Below are 15,580 nucleotides of genomic sequence, written 5' to 3' on the forward strand. Positions count from 1 at the left end.
GGGGGTGAGCGAGTGGGGAAGGTCGGGCACATGGGCCTCCTTGGGGTTCTGATGTTGCGGTGCAGAATATTGACCCCGGCCCCCAGTCGCAATAGGAGACAGGGCTTGCAGGGCGCACGGGGCGCCGCAGCTACGAAAGCCGATACCATGTCCGATCTGCGCGAATTCGCGATGACGTCGAAAGCCTGGCCCTTCGAAGAGGCGCGCCGGCTGGCCAAACGCTATGAGAAAGCGCCGCCCGAGAAAGGCCATGTGCTGTTCGAGACCGGCTATGGCCCCTCGGGCCTGCCGCATATCGGCACCTTCGGCGAGGTCATGCGCACCACCATGATCCGCCACGCCTTCGAGATGATTTCCGACATCCCGACCCGCCTGATCTGTTTTTCCGACGATCTGGACGGGATGCGCAAGGTGCCCGACAACGTGCCCAACCCCGAGATGCTGCGCGAGCATCTGCAACGCCCGCTGACCAGCGTGCCCGACCCGTTCGGCGAATACCCGAGCTTCGGGGACCACAATAACGCCATGCTACGCCGGTTCCTCGATACCTTCGGGTTCGAATACGAATTCTACTCGGCCACCGAGTTCTACCGCTCCGGCCAGTTCGACGAGATCCTGCGCCGCGCCGCCGAGCGTTATGACGAGCTGATGGCGATCATGCTTAAAAGCCTGCGCGAGGAACGCCAGCAGACCTATTCGATCTTCCTGCCGATCCACCCGGAAACCGGCCGCGTGCTCTACGTGCCGATCAAGGAGGTGAACGCCGCCGAGGCCACGATCACCTTCGACGATGAGGACGGGCGCGAATGGACGCTGCCGGTCACCGGCGGCAACGTCAAGCTGCAGTGGAAGCCCGATTTCGGCGCGCGCTGGGCCGCCCTCGGGGTCGATTTCGAGATGTATGGCAAGGACCATTCCACCAACACCCCGATCTACGACGGCATTTGCCGCGCGTTGGGCGCCCGTCCGCCGGAGCATTTCGTCTATGAGCTGTTTCTCGACGAGAAGGGCGAGAAGATCTCGAAGTCCAAGGGCAACGGGCTGACGATCGACGAATGGCTCACCTATGCCTCGACCGAGAGCCTTGCCTATTTCATGTATCAGAAACCCAAGACCGCCAAGCGCATGTTCTTCGACGTGATCCCGCGCGCGATGGACGAATACCACCAGCAGCTTGCCGCCTACCCGGGGCAGGACATGGCGCAGCGGCTGGCCAACCCGGTCTATCACATCCATTCCGGCGACGTGCCCGAAAGCCGGATGGTGGTGAGCTACTCGATGCTGCTCAACCTCGCCTCGGTCGCCTCGACCCGCGACAAGGACGTGCTGTGGGGCTTCATCCGGAACTACGCCCCCGACGCCTCGCCCGAGACGCACCCGGACCTCGACGCCGCCGCCGGTTTCGCGCTGCGCTATTTCGAGGATTTCGTGGCCCCCAACCGGGTGTTCCGCCTGCCGACCGAACTTGAGCGCGAGGCGCTGACCGATCTGCGCGACCGTCTGGCCGCCTGGGACGGCCCCGCCGATGGCGAGGCGCTGCAAGCCGAGGTGTTCGCCTGCGGGCGCGAGCGGTTCGAGCCGCTGCGCGACTGGTTCAAGGCGCTCTACCAGGTGCTTCTGGGTGCCGATCAGGGGCCGCGCTTCGGCTCGTTCATCGCGCTTTATGGCGTGGCCGAGACGGTGGCCCTGATCGACAAGGGGCTGGCGGGCGAACTGGTTCAGTCCTCGGGCGCTTCCTCGGGTTCGGGCACCGCGTAGAACGCATCGCGGATCGTGACCTCGAAGAACGGGAAGAAATCGGGCGTGCCCCAGTGGTTGCCGGCCGAAACCTTCGACGGGATGGTGAATCCCGCGAAGGTATGCTCGTCCAGCACGTCGGCGCCGAACGGCTGCAACCGGTAGGTGCCTTCGGGGTTCTCGTTGCTCCAGCGCTGGGTGACCACGCTTTTCACCGCGCCCGACGCATCGAGCGTCAGTGTGATCGTCACCGCGTCGGCGCCCTCGCCAAAGGTCACATCCGCCCGGTTCGGCCCGATCGGCTGCCAGCGTGCGCCGAGCGCCGGGTGCAGCGCGGCAGGCGCCCAGATCGCCTCGAGCGCGGGGCGGGCGCGGGCGGCGCGGTCGATGTCCTCGGTCGCGGCCACGTTGACCAGTGATTTCACCCCGAACGCCCAGAACCGCGTCCAGCCATGCCCGCCCTCGAGCCCGTCGGTGCCGCTGATCTTCATGCCGCCGCCGTCCATCCGCGCCACCCAGACGAACTCGTCCGGCGCCGACAGAAGCTGGCGCGCGTGCATCTCGAATTCGCGCGGATCATCCTGTGTCCCCAGCCGGAAGGTGCCGTCCATGGTCAGGATCACGGTCGGGCGCAACGGTGTGCCCGGCGCGATGGCATGGGTCAGATAGCGGCGCGCGATCTCGGGCTGATCCTCCAGCGCCTCGGGGTCGAACGTCAGGTCCGCCGGACCTGCCCGGTCGCTGATCGCGCCCCAGGCGGCATCGGCGCTGGCCATGTTGTTGCGGTAGCGGATATGGCCAAGCGCGCCCGCCAGGATCAGGGCGACGACCGCGAAGCCGACGAGGTATAGTGCGATTTTCATGGTGTGATTTCTCCTTGTCCGCACTTGGCGGCGATCCCGCCGGCGCTGCCTTGACCTGCATCAAATTCCGGTCGCGCCACCGTGACTGATCCGTGCCGCGCCCGGCGCGTATACTTTGCACAGGGAGGACAGACATGAAACAGATCATCCTGATATGCGCCATGGCCATCGCGCTGGCCTTTCCGATCAACGCGGACGAAGGCGAGGCGGGCGGCATTCGCGCCGTCATCACCGACCAGTTCGCCGCCTTCGAGGCCGACGATTTCGCCGCCGCCTTCGGGCTGGCGTCACCCGGCATCCAGCGGGTCTTTCAGACGCCCGAGAGCTTTGCGGCGATGGTGCGCAACGGCTACCCTATGGTGCACCGCAACGCCGAGGTCCGGTTCCTGGAACTGCGCGAGGTGGATGGCCGGCTGTGGCAGAAGGTGATGGTGCGTGACCGCGCCGGGGCGCTGCATGTGCTTGATTATGAAATGATCGAGCACGGCGGCGACTGGCGGATCGGCGCGGTTCAATACCTGCGCCAGCCCGAAGTTGGTGCCTGACCACAACCCGCGACTGCCCCTCGCAAGCCCCGGCCCTGCGGTTACGAAACCGCGCCTTCGCGGTCGTGATCGCCCCGGACGCAACACCCAGCGAACGCTGGTCTCAGGGCGTCTTAACCCTTTGTTGATAGACATTTCCCCCGGCCAAGATGACCTGAAAGGGGTAGGAATGAATATCGCGATCACCGAGGGGCTCGACCTCATGCCGCCGCGTTTCCAGGACGGTCTGGACGTATGGTCCAGCGAGAACGGAACGCCCGGATCGGCCAGCTATGACGGCGCGGCCAATGCCGCGATCGTGCCGGCGGACCAGGATTTCGGCGGCTGTCTGGAGCTTCTCAAGAACCAGTCGGTGCAGAAACTGCGCTGGAAGGGGCAGACCCCGATCCGGCCCGGCACCTATCTGCGCATCCGCGCGCGCGTCAAGGCGATCAGCGGCATCCTGCCCGATGTGCGCGTCGCGGGCTTTGCCGCCGATGCGGGCGGCAACCCCCTGGGCGGGCTGGTGCAGGTCGGGGCGACGACCTCGCTCACCGCGTATGGCGAGATTATAGAGATCGACGCCATCGTCGGCACCGGCAACCGCCCGGGCGTCGACATGGTCTGGGGCGCGGGCGCGGCATACGGCCATTTCGGGCTGGACCTGACCGGCGGGTCGGGCGGCATCGTGCGGATCGACGACATGGTGATCGAGGACATCACCGAGGCCTTTCTGCGCGACATGATGGACATGGTCGACGTGCGCGATTTCGGCGCCGTGGGCGATGGCGTGACCGATGACCGCGCCGCCTTTCTCGCCGCCGACGATGCCGCCGACGGGCGCACCCTGGTGGTGCCGGACGGTGTTTTCCGGATCGGCTCGCACCTGACCCTGACCTCCAAGGTCCGCTTCGAAGGCACGGTGACGATGGCCAACGCCACCCGGCTGATCCTGATGCGCAACTTCGACCTGCCGACCTATATCGACGCCTTCGGCGACGAGATGCTGGCCTTCAAGAAGGGCTTTCAGGCGCTCCTGAACTATGCCGACCATGACGCTTTCGACCTTGGCGGGCGGCGCATCGACGTGACCGAACCGATCGACATGCAGGACGCGGTGGCCGACGTGACCACCTTCGAGATCCGGCGGGTGATCCGCGACGGCCAGTTCTACGTGATCGACGGCCCCGCCTGGCAGCCCGACGTGGTGACCCGGCAAGGCAGCTACAACCCCAACAACCCGTTCACCATCACCGGGCTGTCCAACGCCGCCCAGATCCAGCCGGGATCGCTGGTGACCGGGCAGGGGGTCGGGCGCGAGGTCTATGTCAAGGAGGTCAACGTCGGCGCCGGCAGCCTGACGCTGAGCCAGCCGCTCTATGCCCCGAACTCGTCGCAGACCTATACCTTCACCCGGTTCAAGTACCTGCTTGATTTCCACGGCTTCGCCAAGATGCGCAAGATGACGCTGCAGGACATCGAGTTCCAGATGAACGGCTTTGCCAGCGGCATCTTGTTGCCGCGCGACGGCGGCAATTTCCAGATCAAGGACTGCTTCTTCATCAAGGCCAGCCATCGCGGCGTGTCGTCCACCGGGCGCGGCTGCCAGGATCTGCATATCGACCGCTGCCAGTTCATCTCGTCCGAGGAAAACATGGCCGCGACCGCGCGCCAGACGGTCGGGTTCAACGTCAACGCCAACGACGCCAAGATCCGCGACAGCCGTTTTCAGCGCCTCGGGCTGACCGGCATCCTGTCGGGCGCAAACCACCTGATCGTCGGCAACCACTGGTTCCAGGGCGACGAGGTGCCGGCCGGGCCGCGGGTGCCGGGCATGGTGTTCACCTACGAGCCCTGCGAATCCGTGGTCACCGGCAACTACATCGACAACTGCTATATCGAGTGGACCAACGAACACGACGCCAAGCCCGACCACGGCAGCGAGTATTCCTTCGGCGGGCTGACCATCACCGGCAATATCTTCCTGGCCAGCGACTGCGCCAGCCATACGCGGTTCATCGTGGTCAAACCCTACGGCACCGGGCACTACATCTCGGGCATGCACGTGAACCAGAACGTGTTTCGCGTCTCCAAGACGATCATGGACCGGGTCGACGGGGTCGACACCAGCCATGCCACGCTGGACAACTGGCGCTGCCGCAACCTGACCTTCGAGCGCAACACCTTTCACGGGGTCGGGCAATCCACCATCAGCCCGGTGGCGCTGGAGTTCCAGCAGAACACCGACCAGACCACCTGGAGCCTCGATGTCTCGGGCTATCTGCCGTTTGCCGGCAACGCGCGCACCGTTACTTCGGTGGTCACCGAGGACGGGGTGCGCAACGGGTCGGGCGATCTGGTCTTTGCCCAGCCCTATACGAAAGCCAACCAGGGCGCGGGCTACGGCCTCGTGCAACTGGTCTGGCCGGAACCCTGCCACGGCACCGTGCATGTCACCGCGAGGGTCGACAAACCGTTCTGAACCGCGAACGACCTTGACCCGGATCAAGGCAGTCGGTCCGAAATCCAACTATAATTGTTCTCATGTGAGATCAGGAGGAATTTGGATGACGACTGCCACCGGCAAGGATGGTGCGCGGACCGAGGGGTCGGCGCAAAGGGACAAGACCGCGCCGCGTGCCAAGGTGCGCGCGGCGCAAACCGGGCAAGCGGCCGTGGCGGGGGATTTCCCGAACGTCACGAAGGATCTGATCCGGCAAACATTCGAGAACGGCGCCTATCCCTACGAGGACAAGCTCGACCGCAAGAGCTACGAGCGCGAGAAAGCCTGCCTGCAGGCCGAGCTTTTGAAGGTCCAGAAATGGGTGGGCGAGACCGGGCAGAAATTCGTTCTGCTGTTCGAGGGACGTGACGCCGCCGGCAAGGGCGGCACCATCAAGCGCTTCATGGAACACCTCAACCCGCGCGAAGCCCGCGTGGTGGCGCTGAACAAGCCGACCGACCGCGAGCGCGGCCAGTGGTTCTATCAACGCTATATCCAGCACCTGCCCACGGCGGGCGAAATGGTGTTCTACGACCGCTCCTGGTATAACCGCGCCGGGGTCGAGCGGGTGATGGGCTTTTCCACCCCGAACGAATACCTCGAATTCATGCGCCAGACGCCGGAACTGGAGCGCATGTTGGTGCGGTCCGGCATCCAGCTTTATAAATACTGGTTTTCCGTCACCCGCGACGAACAGGCCCGGCGTTTTGCCTCGCGGGAGACCGACCCGCTGAAACGCTGGAAACTCAGCCCGGTGGACAAGGCGTCCTTGTCGAAATGGGACGACTACACCGAGGCGAAAGAGGCGATGTTCTTCTACACCGACACCGCCGATGCGCCCTGGACGATCGTGAAGTCGAACGACAAGAAACGCGCCCGGCTCGAGACGATGCGCCATTTCCTCTACACGCTCGACTATCCGGGCAAGGATCACGACCTGGTCACCGCGCCCGATCCGCTGATCATCGGCCATGCCAGCCAGGTGATCCACGGCGCCGACCACATCCTGGGCGCGAGCCTGCATCCCGACCACCGCCGCGGCGGGCGCGAGGGCTAGGGCGCGCTCGGCGGCAACCGGCCAAGGGCAGAGCGTGCCCCTTGCCGGGCCGCCGCCCGCGCGGCATCCTTGGCCCGGACCGAAAGCGGGAGGAATACCTTTGCGGATCACCAGACGGACGGCAGCTTTCGGCCTTGTCGCGACCGCGCTTTCGGCCTGCGGCGCGCGGATGCCATTGCCGGTGGCCGAGGCCGCAACCCCTGCGCCCGCCGCAACTCCTGCGCCCGGGGCCGCGCCGACCCCGGCGGCCGACGGCGGCTATGACGCCTGGGTTGACGGGTTTCGCGCGCGTGTTTCGTCCAAGGGGATTTCCGAGGCCACGCTGAAGGCCGCATTCCGCGATGCGGGCTATCTGCCAAGCGTGATCGAGAACGACCGCAAGCAGTTTCAGGACCGGCGCACGCTGGAGGACTACATCGCCATCGCCGCCACTGACGGGCGGCTTTCGACCGGTGCCAAGATGTCGTCCAAACACCGGCGGCTCTTGTCCGATATCGAGGGGCATTTCGGCGTCGAGGCCGAAGTGCTGCTGGCGATCTGGGGCATGGAAAGCTCCTACGGCGCGCGGCGCGGCTCGACGCCCGTGGTCTCGGCCCTGTCGACGCTGGGCTATGCCAGCCGGCGGGCGGGGTTCTTCGAGGGGCAGTTGGTGTCGGCCCTGCGCATCCTTCAGCGCGGCGATATCGCGCCCGCGAAGATGACCGGAAGCTGGGCCGGCGCGATGGGCCACACCCAGTTCATCCCCACGACCTTTGAAAGCCATGCGGTCGATTTCCGTGGCGACGGGCGGCGGGATATCTGGGCCGACGATCCGACCGACGCGCTGGCCTCGGCGGCGAATTACCTGAAATCGTCCGGCTGGACCCGGGGTCAGCTTTGGGGGCTGGAGGTGCGGCTGCCGCCGGGCGGTGCCGCGCTGGAGGTTCTGCCGGTGGCCCAGTGGCGGGCCAAGGGCGTGACCCGCGCCGATGGCGGCAGCCTGCCCGATCACGGCCCGGCGCAACTGATCCTGCCCGGCGGCGCGGGCGGCCCGGCGTTCCTTTTGTTCCGCAACTACTGGGTGTTCCGCAAATACAACGACTCGATGAAATACGCGCTGGCGGTGGGGCATCTGTCGGATCGGCTGGGCGGCGGCAAGCCGCTGGTCGGCTCGTTCGGGACGGATGCGCAGGGGCTGACACTGGCCGAGCGCAAGGAGATGCAGGAGCGCCTGACGCGAGCCGGGTTCGACACCGACGGCGCCGACGGGGTGATCGGCGACAAGACCACGGCGGCGATCCGCGCCTACGAGCAGGCCCGGGGGCTTGCGGTGACCGGCATCGCCTCGCAATCGCTTCTGGGTCATCTCAGGGGGTGAAGCGGGCCAGGTTCGAAACCGGCAAGGGCAGCCCCCAATCGGCCCGGAACGGCGCGCGGGCGCGGTCGGCATTTCGATCATGCAAACAGGCTCACTTGTCCGCCTCCGGGCGCGGGGCCATATAGGTCCGGCGGATCAGGAGATGACGATGTGGGATGAGCGATTTTCGCAACCGGGCTATCTGTTCGGGACCGAACCGGCCGATTTTCTCGTCGACCATGCGGACTACCTCAAGCCGGGCCTGCGGGCGCTGGCGGTGGCCGATGGCGAGGGGCGCAATTCGGTCTTCATGGCCGAACAGGGCGTCGAGGTCATGGCGATGGACGCGAGCGCCGTGGCGGTGGAAAAGGCGATCCTGCTGGCGCGCGAACGCGGCGTCACGGTGGACTGGCGCATCGGTGACATCGACGACTGGCCCTGGTCGGCGGTGCAATACGACCTGGTGGTCGGGATCTTCATCCAGTTCATGGTCCCCGAAGTGCGCGCGCGGGTGTTTGCCGGCATGATCGAGGCGCTGGCGCCGGGCGGGCATCTCTTGTTGCACGGCTACACGCCAGAGCAGCTTGCCTTCGGCACCGGCGGGCCGCCCAGGGCCGAACTTCTGTATACCGAGGATCTGCTGCGCGAGGCTTTCGCGGATCTCGACATCGTCGAGTTGCGCCGGCACGAGCGCGTGATCCGCGAGGGCACCGGCCATTCCGGCCGCTCGGCGCTGATCGACCTGGTGGCGCGCAAGCCGCTCTGAGCCCGCGACACCGATCTTGCCCGCCCGTGTCCCGCGTGCTTAAGGGGTGGCATGAACCAGCCAGCGATCCCGACCCAGCCGACCACGCTGGGCGCGCATGTGCGCGCCCACCTGGTGCTGGGCCTGCCGCTGATCGGCAGCCACGTCGCGCAGATGGCGATCGGGCTGACCGATACGGTGATGCTGGGCTGGTACGATGTCGAGGCGCTGGCGGGGCTGGTGCTGGCCAATTCGATGTTCATCGTGCTGTTTCTGTTCGGTTCGGGCTTTGCCTTTGCGGTGATGCCTCTGGTGGCCGCCGCCGCCGAGGCCGATGATCAGACGCGGGTGCGCCGCGTCACCCGGATGGGGCTGTGGATCTCGGCCGGTTTCGCGTTGGCGGTGGTGCCGATCTTCTGGTTCTCGGGGCCGTTGCTGGAGGCTGCCGGACAGAACCCCGACCTGGCCGCCAATGCCCAGACCTACCTGCGCATCCAGGGCTGGTCGATCATCCCGGCGCTGACAGTGATGGTGCTGAAAAGCTATCTCTCGGCGCTGGAGCGCACGCGGGTGCAGCTGTTCGTGACGGTCGGCGCGGCGCTGGCCAATGTCGGCTTCGACTACGCGCTGATCTTCGGCAATCTCGGCCTGCCGGAACTGGGCATCCGGGGTGCCGCGATCGCCTCGCTGGGGGTTCAGCTGATCTCGGTGACGGTGCTGGCGATCTATGCGCTGCGCAGTTTCCCCGAACACACCCTGTGGGTGCGGATCTGGCGGCCCGACTGGGAGGCCTTCGGCGAGGTCGCGCGGATGGGCTGGCATGTCGGCGTCACCACGCTGGCCGAGGTGGGGCTGTTTTCCGCCACGTCGTTGCTGGTCGGCCTGCTCGGCACGGTGCCGCTGGCGGCGCACGGGATCGCGCTTCAGATCACGTCGTTCACATTCATGGTGCCGCTGGGCCTGTCGAACGCGGCCACGGTGCGCGCCGGGCGGGCCTTCGGGCGGCGCGACGGGGAAAGCCTGCGCCAGGGCGGCAAGGCGGCCTTTCTGATGGGGGTGGGCTGGGCGCTGATTGCGATGGTGCTGTTTTTGACGCTGCCGGAGTTGCTGATCGGCGGCTTCATCGACCCGGACGAGCCGCTGCGCGACGAGATCCTCGCGATGGGCCGGCTGCTGCTGGCGATGGCGGCGCTGTTCCAACTGGCGGATTCCACCCAGGTGATCGCGGTGGCGCTGTTGCGCGGGATGCAGGATACGCGGGTGCCGATGTGGATCGCGGCGGCAAGCTACTGGCTGGTCGGGGCCAGCATGAGCTATCTGATCGGCATCGTCGCGGGCGTCGGCGCGGTCGGGGTCTGGCTGGGGCTGGTGGCCGGGCTGGGCACGGCGGCGGTGTTCCTGGTGATCCGGTTCCGGCGCAACGCGGCGCTGGTGACGGCGGACTGAGCAGGCGCCTTCGCGAAACGGGTGGTTGATCCGCGCGCCGGGGCGGTTAACGTGGGCGCGACCCGACAGGAAGACACATGCGCCTTTTTTTCACCCTCTGCCTTGCCCTTGTCACGCTTGCCGCCTGCTTGCCCGAGGAACAGCCCGCCGCGACCGCGGGCACGGTGCTTGGCCCGGCCGATGCGATCTGCACCGCCGAGCCGGTATTCGAAGCCCCGCCGATGAATGCCTGCGCTGGCGGCAAGACATTGCGGCTGGCCTTCGTGGGCGATGTGCTGATCCACGAGCAGCTTCAGGATTTCGGCTACAAATACGGCTTTGACGCGGTCTGGTCGCAGCCGGCGCAATACCTGCGCGGGGCCGATCTGGCGGTGGCCAACCTCGAAGGCCCGGTGGCGCCCGGCATGACCGAGGCGCGCGAAAAGGTGGCGGATCCCGGCCCGGTGATGGACAACCTCGTCTATACGGGCTTTCCGCTGTTCAACTATCACCCGTTGGTGCTGCGCGATCTGGTGGCTGCCGGTGTCGACCTTGTGACCACCGCCAACAATCACGTCCTCGACCGGGGCCGCGAGGGGGCCGAGATGACGCTGGCGGAACTGGCCCGCGCCGGTCTGCCCGCCGTGGGATCGCTGCCGCGTCAAGGGCCGCGAGATTTCGTCCACCGGCGCCAGACCGCGCTGGGCACGATCTCGTTCATCGCCTGCACCTACGGCACCAACAGCATCCGCGACGGCGACGACCAGGTGCTTCAGTGCTTCTCCGAAACCGACCGCCTGCTGTCCCTGGTGCGGCGCGAGGCGGCGGACCCGAGCGTTGCCGGCGTGATCGTGCTGCCGCATTGGGGCATGCAGTATGTCACCCGGCAGAATTCCGGGCAGGAAGACCTGGCGCGGGCGCTGGTTGACGCCGGTGCGCTGGCGGTGATCGGCACGCACCCGCACGTCGTGCAGCCCTTCGCCGCCCTGCCGCGCGCGGAGGGCGGGCAGGCGCTGGTGGTCTATTCCACCGGCAATTTCATCTCGACCCCGCGCTATGCGCCCTCGGCCTACGAAGCGATGGCGCTGGTCGATGTCTGCGACGGCGGCGCCGGGTTGGTGGTGCACCGGGCGGGCTGGATCGCGATGAAGATGCGGCTGACGACGCGCGGCTACTGGGTCGATATCGCGCCGCGCGGGGCCAGCGGCGAGGCCGGGTCGGCAGAAGCCTTCCTGCGCGAGGTGGCGCCGGGATATGCCGCCCAGCCCGCCGCCTGCGCGCGCTGACCGAGGTGCGATTGTGCCGGGCCCGCGCATCGGCTAGGTCTTTGCCGACACAATTTCCGGGCCCGACATGAATCGCATCAGCCAGATCGAGATAGACGACGCCGGACTTGCCGCGCCCACCCCCGCGATCGAGCAGGAGCGCAGGGTCGCGGTGTTCGACCTGCTTGAGGACAACAGCTTTGCGCCGGTCGCGCGCGGCGAAGCGGTGCCGCCCGACGGCCCCTATCACCTGGCCCTGTCGATCCGCGACAAGCGGCTGGTGTTCGATCTCTCCACCGAGTCCGGCGAGGCCGCCGGCGCCTTTCACCTCAGCCTCGGGCCGTTCCGGCAGGTGGTGAAGGACTACTTCCAGATCTGCGAGAGCTATTTCGACGCCGTGAAAACCCTGCCGCCCAGCCAGATCGAGACCATCGACATGGCCAGGCGCGGCATCCACAACGAGGGCGCTCGGGTCTTGCAGGAACGCCTTGAAGGCAAGGCAGAGGTCGATATCGACACCGCTCGGCGGCTGTTCACGCTGATCTGCGTGCTGCACTGGGGCTAGCGCGATGGGCTTGGGGAGGAACCGGGACTGATGCCCGCGACGCTGCCGCAATCGGTGCTGTTCTGCTGCGATCACAACGCGGTGCGCTCGCCGATGGCCGAGGGCATGATGAAGAAGTTCTACGGCGACCGCGTCTATGTGCAATCCGCCGGGGTCAAGAGCGAACAGGAGGTGGATGGCTTTGCCGTTGCCGCCTGTCACGAGATCGGGGTCGAACTGTCGCGCCACAAGGCGCGGTCGTTCGACGACATGGAGGAATGGGGCGACGATATCTCGTCCTATGACCTGGTTATCGCGCTGAGCCCGGCCAGCCAGCGCCGGGTGCTGGAACTGACCCGGTTTCATCATCTCGATGTCGAATACTGGCCGGTGCTGGACCCGACCGGGCTGGGCACCAAGCGCGAGGAAAAGCTGGTCGCCTACCGCCAGGCCCGCAACATGATCCGCGACCGGATGATCGCGCGGTTCGGCGAGCCGTTGCCGGACCCGGTGACGTGATGTCGGATAATTGCAAGAAAATAGCCCGGCACGCCGGTTTTAGGTCACACATTGTTCGATTCAGACGAGGTATCGCAAGATGAAGATCGCCGCCGCCTGTTACCCGATCGACTGGATCGAGGGCTTCGAGTGCTACGCCGACAAGCTGTCGCGCTGGGTGGCCGAGGCGGCGGGCGCGGGGGCCGACCTGCTGGTGTTTCCCGAATATGGCGCGATGGAACTGGCCGCGACGGCCGGGCGCGAGATGGCGGGCGATCTCGAGGCCTCGCTGCACGTCGTCAGTGATCTGCTGCCCCGGGCCTGGGACTTGCATGCCGAGCTTGCGGCGCGTCACGGGGTCCACATCCTCGCCGCCTCGGGGCCGGTGTTCGAGGGCGACCGTCCGGTCAACCGCGCCATGTTCCTGGCCCCGGGCGGCGACCGGCAGGCCCATGACAAGCAGATCATGACGCGGTGGGAACGCGATCCGATGAACGCGGTGCCCGGTGCGGCCCCGGTGGTGATTGAGACCGCGCTGGGCCGCATCGGGGTTCTGATCTGCTATGACGCGGAGTTTCCCCTGCTGGCCCGCTCCCTGGTCGAGGCGGGGGCCGAGATCCTGCTGGTGCCCTCCGCGACCGAGGCCGAAGAGGGCTTCCACCGGGTCAGGATCGGCGCGATGGCGCGCGCGCTGGAAGGGCAATGCGTCACCGTCCACGCCCCCACCCAGGGGGCCGCGCCGTGGTCGCCGCTGGTCGACGAGAACAGCGGCGCCGCGGGCATCTATGGCCCGCCCGACCGGGGCTTTCCACCCTCGGGCATCCTGGCCCAGGGCGCGATGAACGCCCCCGGCTGGACCTATGCCGAAGTCTCGCTGGATGCCATCGCCCGGGTCCGGCGCAACGGCAACGTGCTGACGATGACCCATTGGACGGAACAGCCCGCGCGCCCGAAATCGGCCAGATGCGTGCAAATGCGCTGAATTCAGCTTGAAAACCCCGGGGTTTCGGACCATTTAGGAGGCGCCCGCAGGTTGGCGGGTGATAAGTTACGGAGTGACCATGGCCAAGGAAGAAATGCTCGAATTTCCCGGTGTCGTGAAGGAGCTCCTGCCTAACGCGACATTTCGGGTCGAGCTGGAAAACGGCCATGAGATCATCGCACATACGGCGGGAAAACTTCGCAAGAACCGCATCCGCGTGCTCGCGGGAGACCGGGTGCAGGTGGAAATGACCCCCTATGATCTGACCAAGGGCAGGATCAATTACCGCTTCCGCTAGGCCCCGGCTGATACTGGGCTCGGGGTCTCCACGCCGGGCCGAACTGCTGGCGAGCCTCGGGATCACCGCCGACGCGGTGCGCCCGCCCGATATCGACGAAACCCCTATCCCGGGCGAGCTTCCGCTGGCCTACTGCCGCCGCATCGCCGCCGCCAAGGCCGCCGCGATGCAGGTGGCGGCGGATGAGGTGGTGCTGTGTGCCGATACCACGGTGGCGCTGGGCCGGCGCATCCTGGGCAAGCCCGCCGATGCCGGCGAGGCGGCGGCGTTCCTTTACAAGCTCTCGGGCCGGCGGCACAAGGTCATCACCTCGGTGGTGGTGCGCAACCATGCCCGGACCTGGCAGCGCGACGTGGTGACGGATGTGAAGATGAAACGGCTGTCGGATCAGGAAGTGAACGCCTATCTCGCCAGCGGCGACTGGCAGGGCAAGGCCGGCGGCTATGCCATCCAGGGGCCGGCAGGCGCGTTCATCCCGTGGATACAGGGCAGCCATTCGGCGGTGATGGGCCTGCCGGTGGCGGAGGCCGCCGCGCTGTTGGCTGCGGCGGGCTATCCGGTGTTCGAGGGTTGGGCATGAAGGGCACGGTGATCGTGCTGGACGAGATTGCCGGGCGCAAGGCCGCGGCACGCATCGTCGATGGCCAGTTGGACGATCTGCTGATCGCGCCCAAGGATGCGGATCGGATGGTGCCGGGCGCGATCTGCCGCGCGGTCTGCGACCGGCTCGTCAAGGGGCAGGGCGGCATGTTCGTCAAGCTGCCCGGAGGCGGCAGCGGGTTCCTGCGCGGGGCCAGGGGGCTGAGACCGGGGCAGGCGATGCTGGTGCAGGTGACGGGCTGGGCCGAGGACGGCAAGGCCACGCCGGTGACCGACCGGGTGCTGTTCAAGAGCCGCTATGCCATCGTCACGCCGGGTGCGCCGGGGATCAACATCTCGCGCAAGATCCGCGACGAGGAGGTCCGCGTCGGCCTGATGGAAATCGCGCATGAGGCGATGGCGGGGGTCGAGGGCGCCGGGCTGATCCTGCGCTCGGTCGCCGCCGGGGCCGATGACTACGCGGTTGCCGACGACATCGCGGCGATGCGCGACCTTGCCACGGCGGTGCTGGCCGATGCCGCGGGCGAGCCGGAACTGATGGTCGAGGGGCCGGACCCGCACGAACTGGCCTGGCGCGACTGGGACACGCCCGAGGCGCTGGCCGAGGCGCCGGGGAGTTTCGCGGCGCATGGCGTGGATGAGATGATTACAACATTGCAGCGGGCTGAACTGCCGCTTTCAGGCGGTTCATTTGCCTTTATCGAACCTACGCGGGCACTGGTGGCGGTGGACGTGAACACCGGCGCGGACACGTCGCCGGCGGCCGGGCTGAAGGCCAACCTGGCGCTGGCCCGGGTTCTGCCGCGCCAGTTGCGGTGCCGGGGGCTGGGCGGGCAAGTCACGCTCGACCTGGCACCGATGCCCAAGAAGGACCGCCGCACCTTCGAGCAGAGCCTGCGCGCCGCGTTCCGCGCCGACCCGGTGGACACCGTGCTTGCCGGCTGGACGCCGCTTGGGCATTTTGAGCTGCAACGCAAACGCGAACGCCTGCCGCTGGAGCTGTGATGACCTGCCCGATCTGCGCCAAACCGAGCCACCCCGACTATCGCCCGTTCTGTTCGCGCCGCTGTGCCAACGTGGACCTCGGGCGCTGGCTGGACGAACGCTACCGGGTGCCGGCGGAGCCGGTGGCGGACGATACCGAGGACGACCCCGACGACACGCCGCGCGCGCTGCATTGAGGCGCGATCCGGCGGGATTATC

16 protein-coding genes are annotated in these 15,580 nt (G+C 67.0%); 15 read left to right on the top strand and 1 reads right to left on the bottom strand.

What is annotated here, in order from left to right:
* The first annotated feature begins 147 nt into the window (after positions 1–147).
* Entirely contained in the window at positions 148–1,758 is a 1,611-nt protein-coding gene (locus FVF75_RS07440; RefSeq protein ID WP_148377301.1) for a lysine--tRNA ligase, read from the top strand.
* Here FVF75_RS07440 and FVF75_RS07445 read toward each other — a convergent pair.
* Positions 1,719–2,600, bottom strand: a complete 882-nt coding sequence (locus tag FVF75_RS07445; protein WP_148377302.1) for a DUF6544 family protein — start codon at positions 2,598–2,600, stop codon at positions 1,719–1,721. The two genes, FVF75_RS07440 and FVF75_RS07445, sit on opposite strands and share 40 nt — an antisense overlap.
* Before the next feature lie 134 nt (positions 2,601–2,734).
* Between FVF75_RS07445 and FVF75_RS07450 the strand changes: the two genes are divergently transcribed.
* The 14 genes from FVF75_RS07450 to FVF75_RS07515 all read left to right on the top strand — a co-directional run bounded on the left by FVF75_RS07450 (position 2,735) and on the right by FVF75_RS07515 (position 15,558).
* Positions 2,735–3,145 (top strand): DUF4864 domain-containing protein, encoded by a 411-nt coding sequence (locus tag FVF75_RS07450; RefSeq protein ID WP_148377303.1) that lies wholly within the window; start codon positions 2,735–2,737, stop codon positions 3,143–3,145.
* A 169-nt stretch (positions 3,146–3,314) separates the two neighbouring features.
* Positions 3,315–5,606 carry a glycosyl hydrolase family 28-related protein gene (locus tag FVF75_RS07455; protein WP_148377304.1) on the top strand — a complete coding sequence of 764 codons (2,292 nt, stop codon included), beginning with the start codon at positions 3,315–3,317 and terminating at the stop codon, positions 5,604–5,606.
* A gap of 85 nt (positions 5,607–5,691) precedes the next feature.
* A complete protein-coding gene (gene ppk2 / locus FVF75_RS07460; RefSeq protein ID WP_148377305.1) occupies positions 5,692–6,684 on the top strand; it encodes a polyphosphate kinase 2 in 993 nt (330 codons plus the stop codon).
* Between the two features lie 100 nt (positions 6,685–6,784).
* Positions 6,785–8,041, top strand: a complete 1,257-nt coding sequence (locus tag FVF75_RS07465; RefSeq protein ID WP_148377306.1) for a lytic murein transglycosylase — start codon at positions 6,785–6,787, stop codon at positions 8,039–8,041.
* A 148-nt stretch (positions 8,042–8,189) separates the two neighbouring features.
* Complete coding sequence (locus tag FVF75_RS07470; protein ID WP_148377307.1) at positions 8,190–8,786, top strand: SAM-dependent methyltransferase; 597 nt, start codon at positions 8,190–8,192, stop codon at positions 8,784–8,786.
* A gap of 51 nt (positions 8,787–8,837) precedes the next feature.
* On the top strand, positions 8,838–10,211 hold the full coding sequence (locus tag FVF75_RS07475) for an MATE family efflux transporter (protein ID WP_148377308.1): 1,374 nt from the start codon (positions 8,838–8,840) through the stop codon (positions 10,209–10,211).
* 77 nt (positions 10,212–10,288) lie between these two features.
* Positions 10,289–11,476, top strand: a complete 1,188-nt coding sequence (locus FVF75_RS07480; protein WP_148377309.1) for a CapA family protein — start codon at positions 10,289–10,291, stop codon at positions 11,474–11,476.
* Positions 11,477–11,543: 67 nt separating this feature from the next.
* Positions 11,544–12,020: a UPF0262 family protein gene (locus tag FVF75_RS07485; protein ID WP_148377310.1), complete on the top strand. Its 477-nt coding sequence runs from the start codon at positions 11,544–11,546 to the stop codon at positions 12,018–12,020.
* 30 nt (positions 12,021–12,050) lie between these two features.
* A complete protein-coding gene (locus FVF75_RS07490) occupies positions 12,051–12,518 on the top strand; it encodes an arsenate-mycothiol transferase ArsC (RefSeq protein ID WP_148377311.1) in 468 nt (155 codons plus the stop codon).
* 79 nt (positions 12,519–12,597) lie between these two features.
* On the top strand, positions 12,598–13,479 hold the full coding sequence (locus tag FVF75_RS07495; protein ID WP_148377312.1) for a carbon-nitrogen hydrolase family protein: 882 nt from the start codon (positions 12,598–12,600) through the stop codon (positions 13,477–13,479).
* Between the two features lie 79 nt (positions 13,480–13,558).
* The gene (infA, locus tag FVF75_RS07500; RefSeq protein ID WP_148377313.1) at positions 13,559–13,777 is read left to right on the top strand and encodes a translation initiation factor IF-1; all 219 of its coding nucleotides are present in this window, start codon (positions 13,559–13,561) and stop codon (positions 13,775–13,777) included.
* Entirely contained in the window at positions 13,761–14,357 is a 597-nt protein-coding gene (locus FVF75_RS07505) for a Maf family protein (RefSeq protein ID WP_148377314.1), read from the top strand. The genes infA and FVF75_RS07505 overlap by 17 nt, the downstream gene beginning before the upstream one ends.
* On the top strand, positions 14,354–15,382 hold the full coding sequence (locus FVF75_RS07510) for a ribonuclease E/G (RefSeq protein WP_148377315.1): 1,029 nt from the start codon (positions 14,354–14,356) through the stop codon (positions 15,380–15,382). The genes FVF75_RS07505 and FVF75_RS07510 overlap by 4 nt, the downstream gene beginning before the upstream one ends.
* Positions 15,382–15,558, top strand: a complete 177-nt coding sequence (locus FVF75_RS07515) for a DNA gyrase inhibitor YacG (RefSeq protein ID WP_148377316.1) — start codon at positions 15,382–15,384, stop codon at positions 15,556–15,558. Before FVF75_RS07510 ends, FVF75_RS07515 begins: the two co-directional genes overlap by 1 nt.
* Positions 15,559–15,580 lie beyond the last annotated feature (22 nt).

This window comes from Maritimibacter fusiformis (assembly GCF_008086115.1).
GTDB lineage: Bacteria > Pseudomonadota > Alphaproteobacteria > Rhodobacterales > Rhodobacteraceae > Muriiphilus > Muriiphilus fusiformis.

Excerpts from the sequence above, each read along its gene's own strand:
- FVF75_RS07440 (WP_148377301.1), top strand. The coding sequence starts at position 148 with ATGTCCGATCTGCGCGAATTCGCGATGACGTCGAAAGCCTGGCCCTTC.
- FVF75_RS07445 (WP_148377302.1), bottom strand. The coding sequence starts at position 2,600 with ATGAAAATCGCACTATACCTCGTCGGCTTCGCGGTCGTCGCCCTGATC.
- FVF75_RS07450 (WP_148377303.1), top strand. The coding sequence starts at position 2,735 with ATGAAACAGATCATCCTGATATGCGCCATGGCCATCGCGCTGGCCTTT.
- FVF75_RS07455 (WP_148377304.1), top strand. The coding sequence starts at position 3,315 with ATGAATATCGCGATCACCGAGGGGCTCGACCTCATGCCGCCGCGTTTC.
- ppk2 (WP_148377305.1), top strand. The coding sequence starts at position 5,692 with ATGACGACTGCCACCGGCAAGGATGGTGCGCGGACCGAGGGGTCGGCG.
- FVF75_RS07470 (WP_148377307.1), top strand. The coding sequence starts at position 8,190 with ATGTGGGATGAGCGATTTTCGCAACCGGGCTATCTGTTCGGGACCGAA.
- FVF75_RS07475 (WP_148377308.1), top strand. The coding sequence starts at position 8,838 with ATGAACCAGCCAGCGATCCCGACCCAGCCGACCACGCTGGGCGCGCAT.
- FVF75_RS07480 (WP_148377309.1), top strand. The coding sequence starts at position 10,289 with ATGCGCCTTTTTTTCACCCTCTGCCTTGCCCTTGTCACGCTTGCCGCC.
- FVF75_RS07485 (WP_148377310.1), top strand. The coding sequence starts at position 11,544 with ATGAATCGCATCAGCCAGATCGAGATAGACGACGCCGGACTTGCCGCG.
- FVF75_RS07490 (WP_148377311.1), top strand. The coding sequence starts at position 12,051 with ATGCCCGCGACGCTGCCGCAATCGGTGCTGTTCTGCTGCGATCACAAC.
- FVF75_RS07495 (WP_148377312.1), top strand. The coding sequence starts at position 12,598 with ATGAAGATCGCCGCCGCCTGTTACCCGATCGACTGGATCGAGGGCTTC.
- infA (WP_148377313.1), top strand. The coding sequence starts at position 13,559 with ATGGCCAAGGAAGAAATGCTCGAATTTCCCGGTGTCGTGAAGGAGCTC.
- FVF75_RS07510 (WP_148377315.1), top strand. The coding sequence starts at position 14,354 with ATGAAGGGCACGGTGATCGTGCTGGACGAGATTGCCGGGCGCAAGGCC.
- FVF75_RS07515 (WP_148377316.1), top strand. The coding sequence starts at position 15,382 with ATGACCTGCCCGATCTGCGCCAAACCGAGCCACCCCGACTATCGCCCG.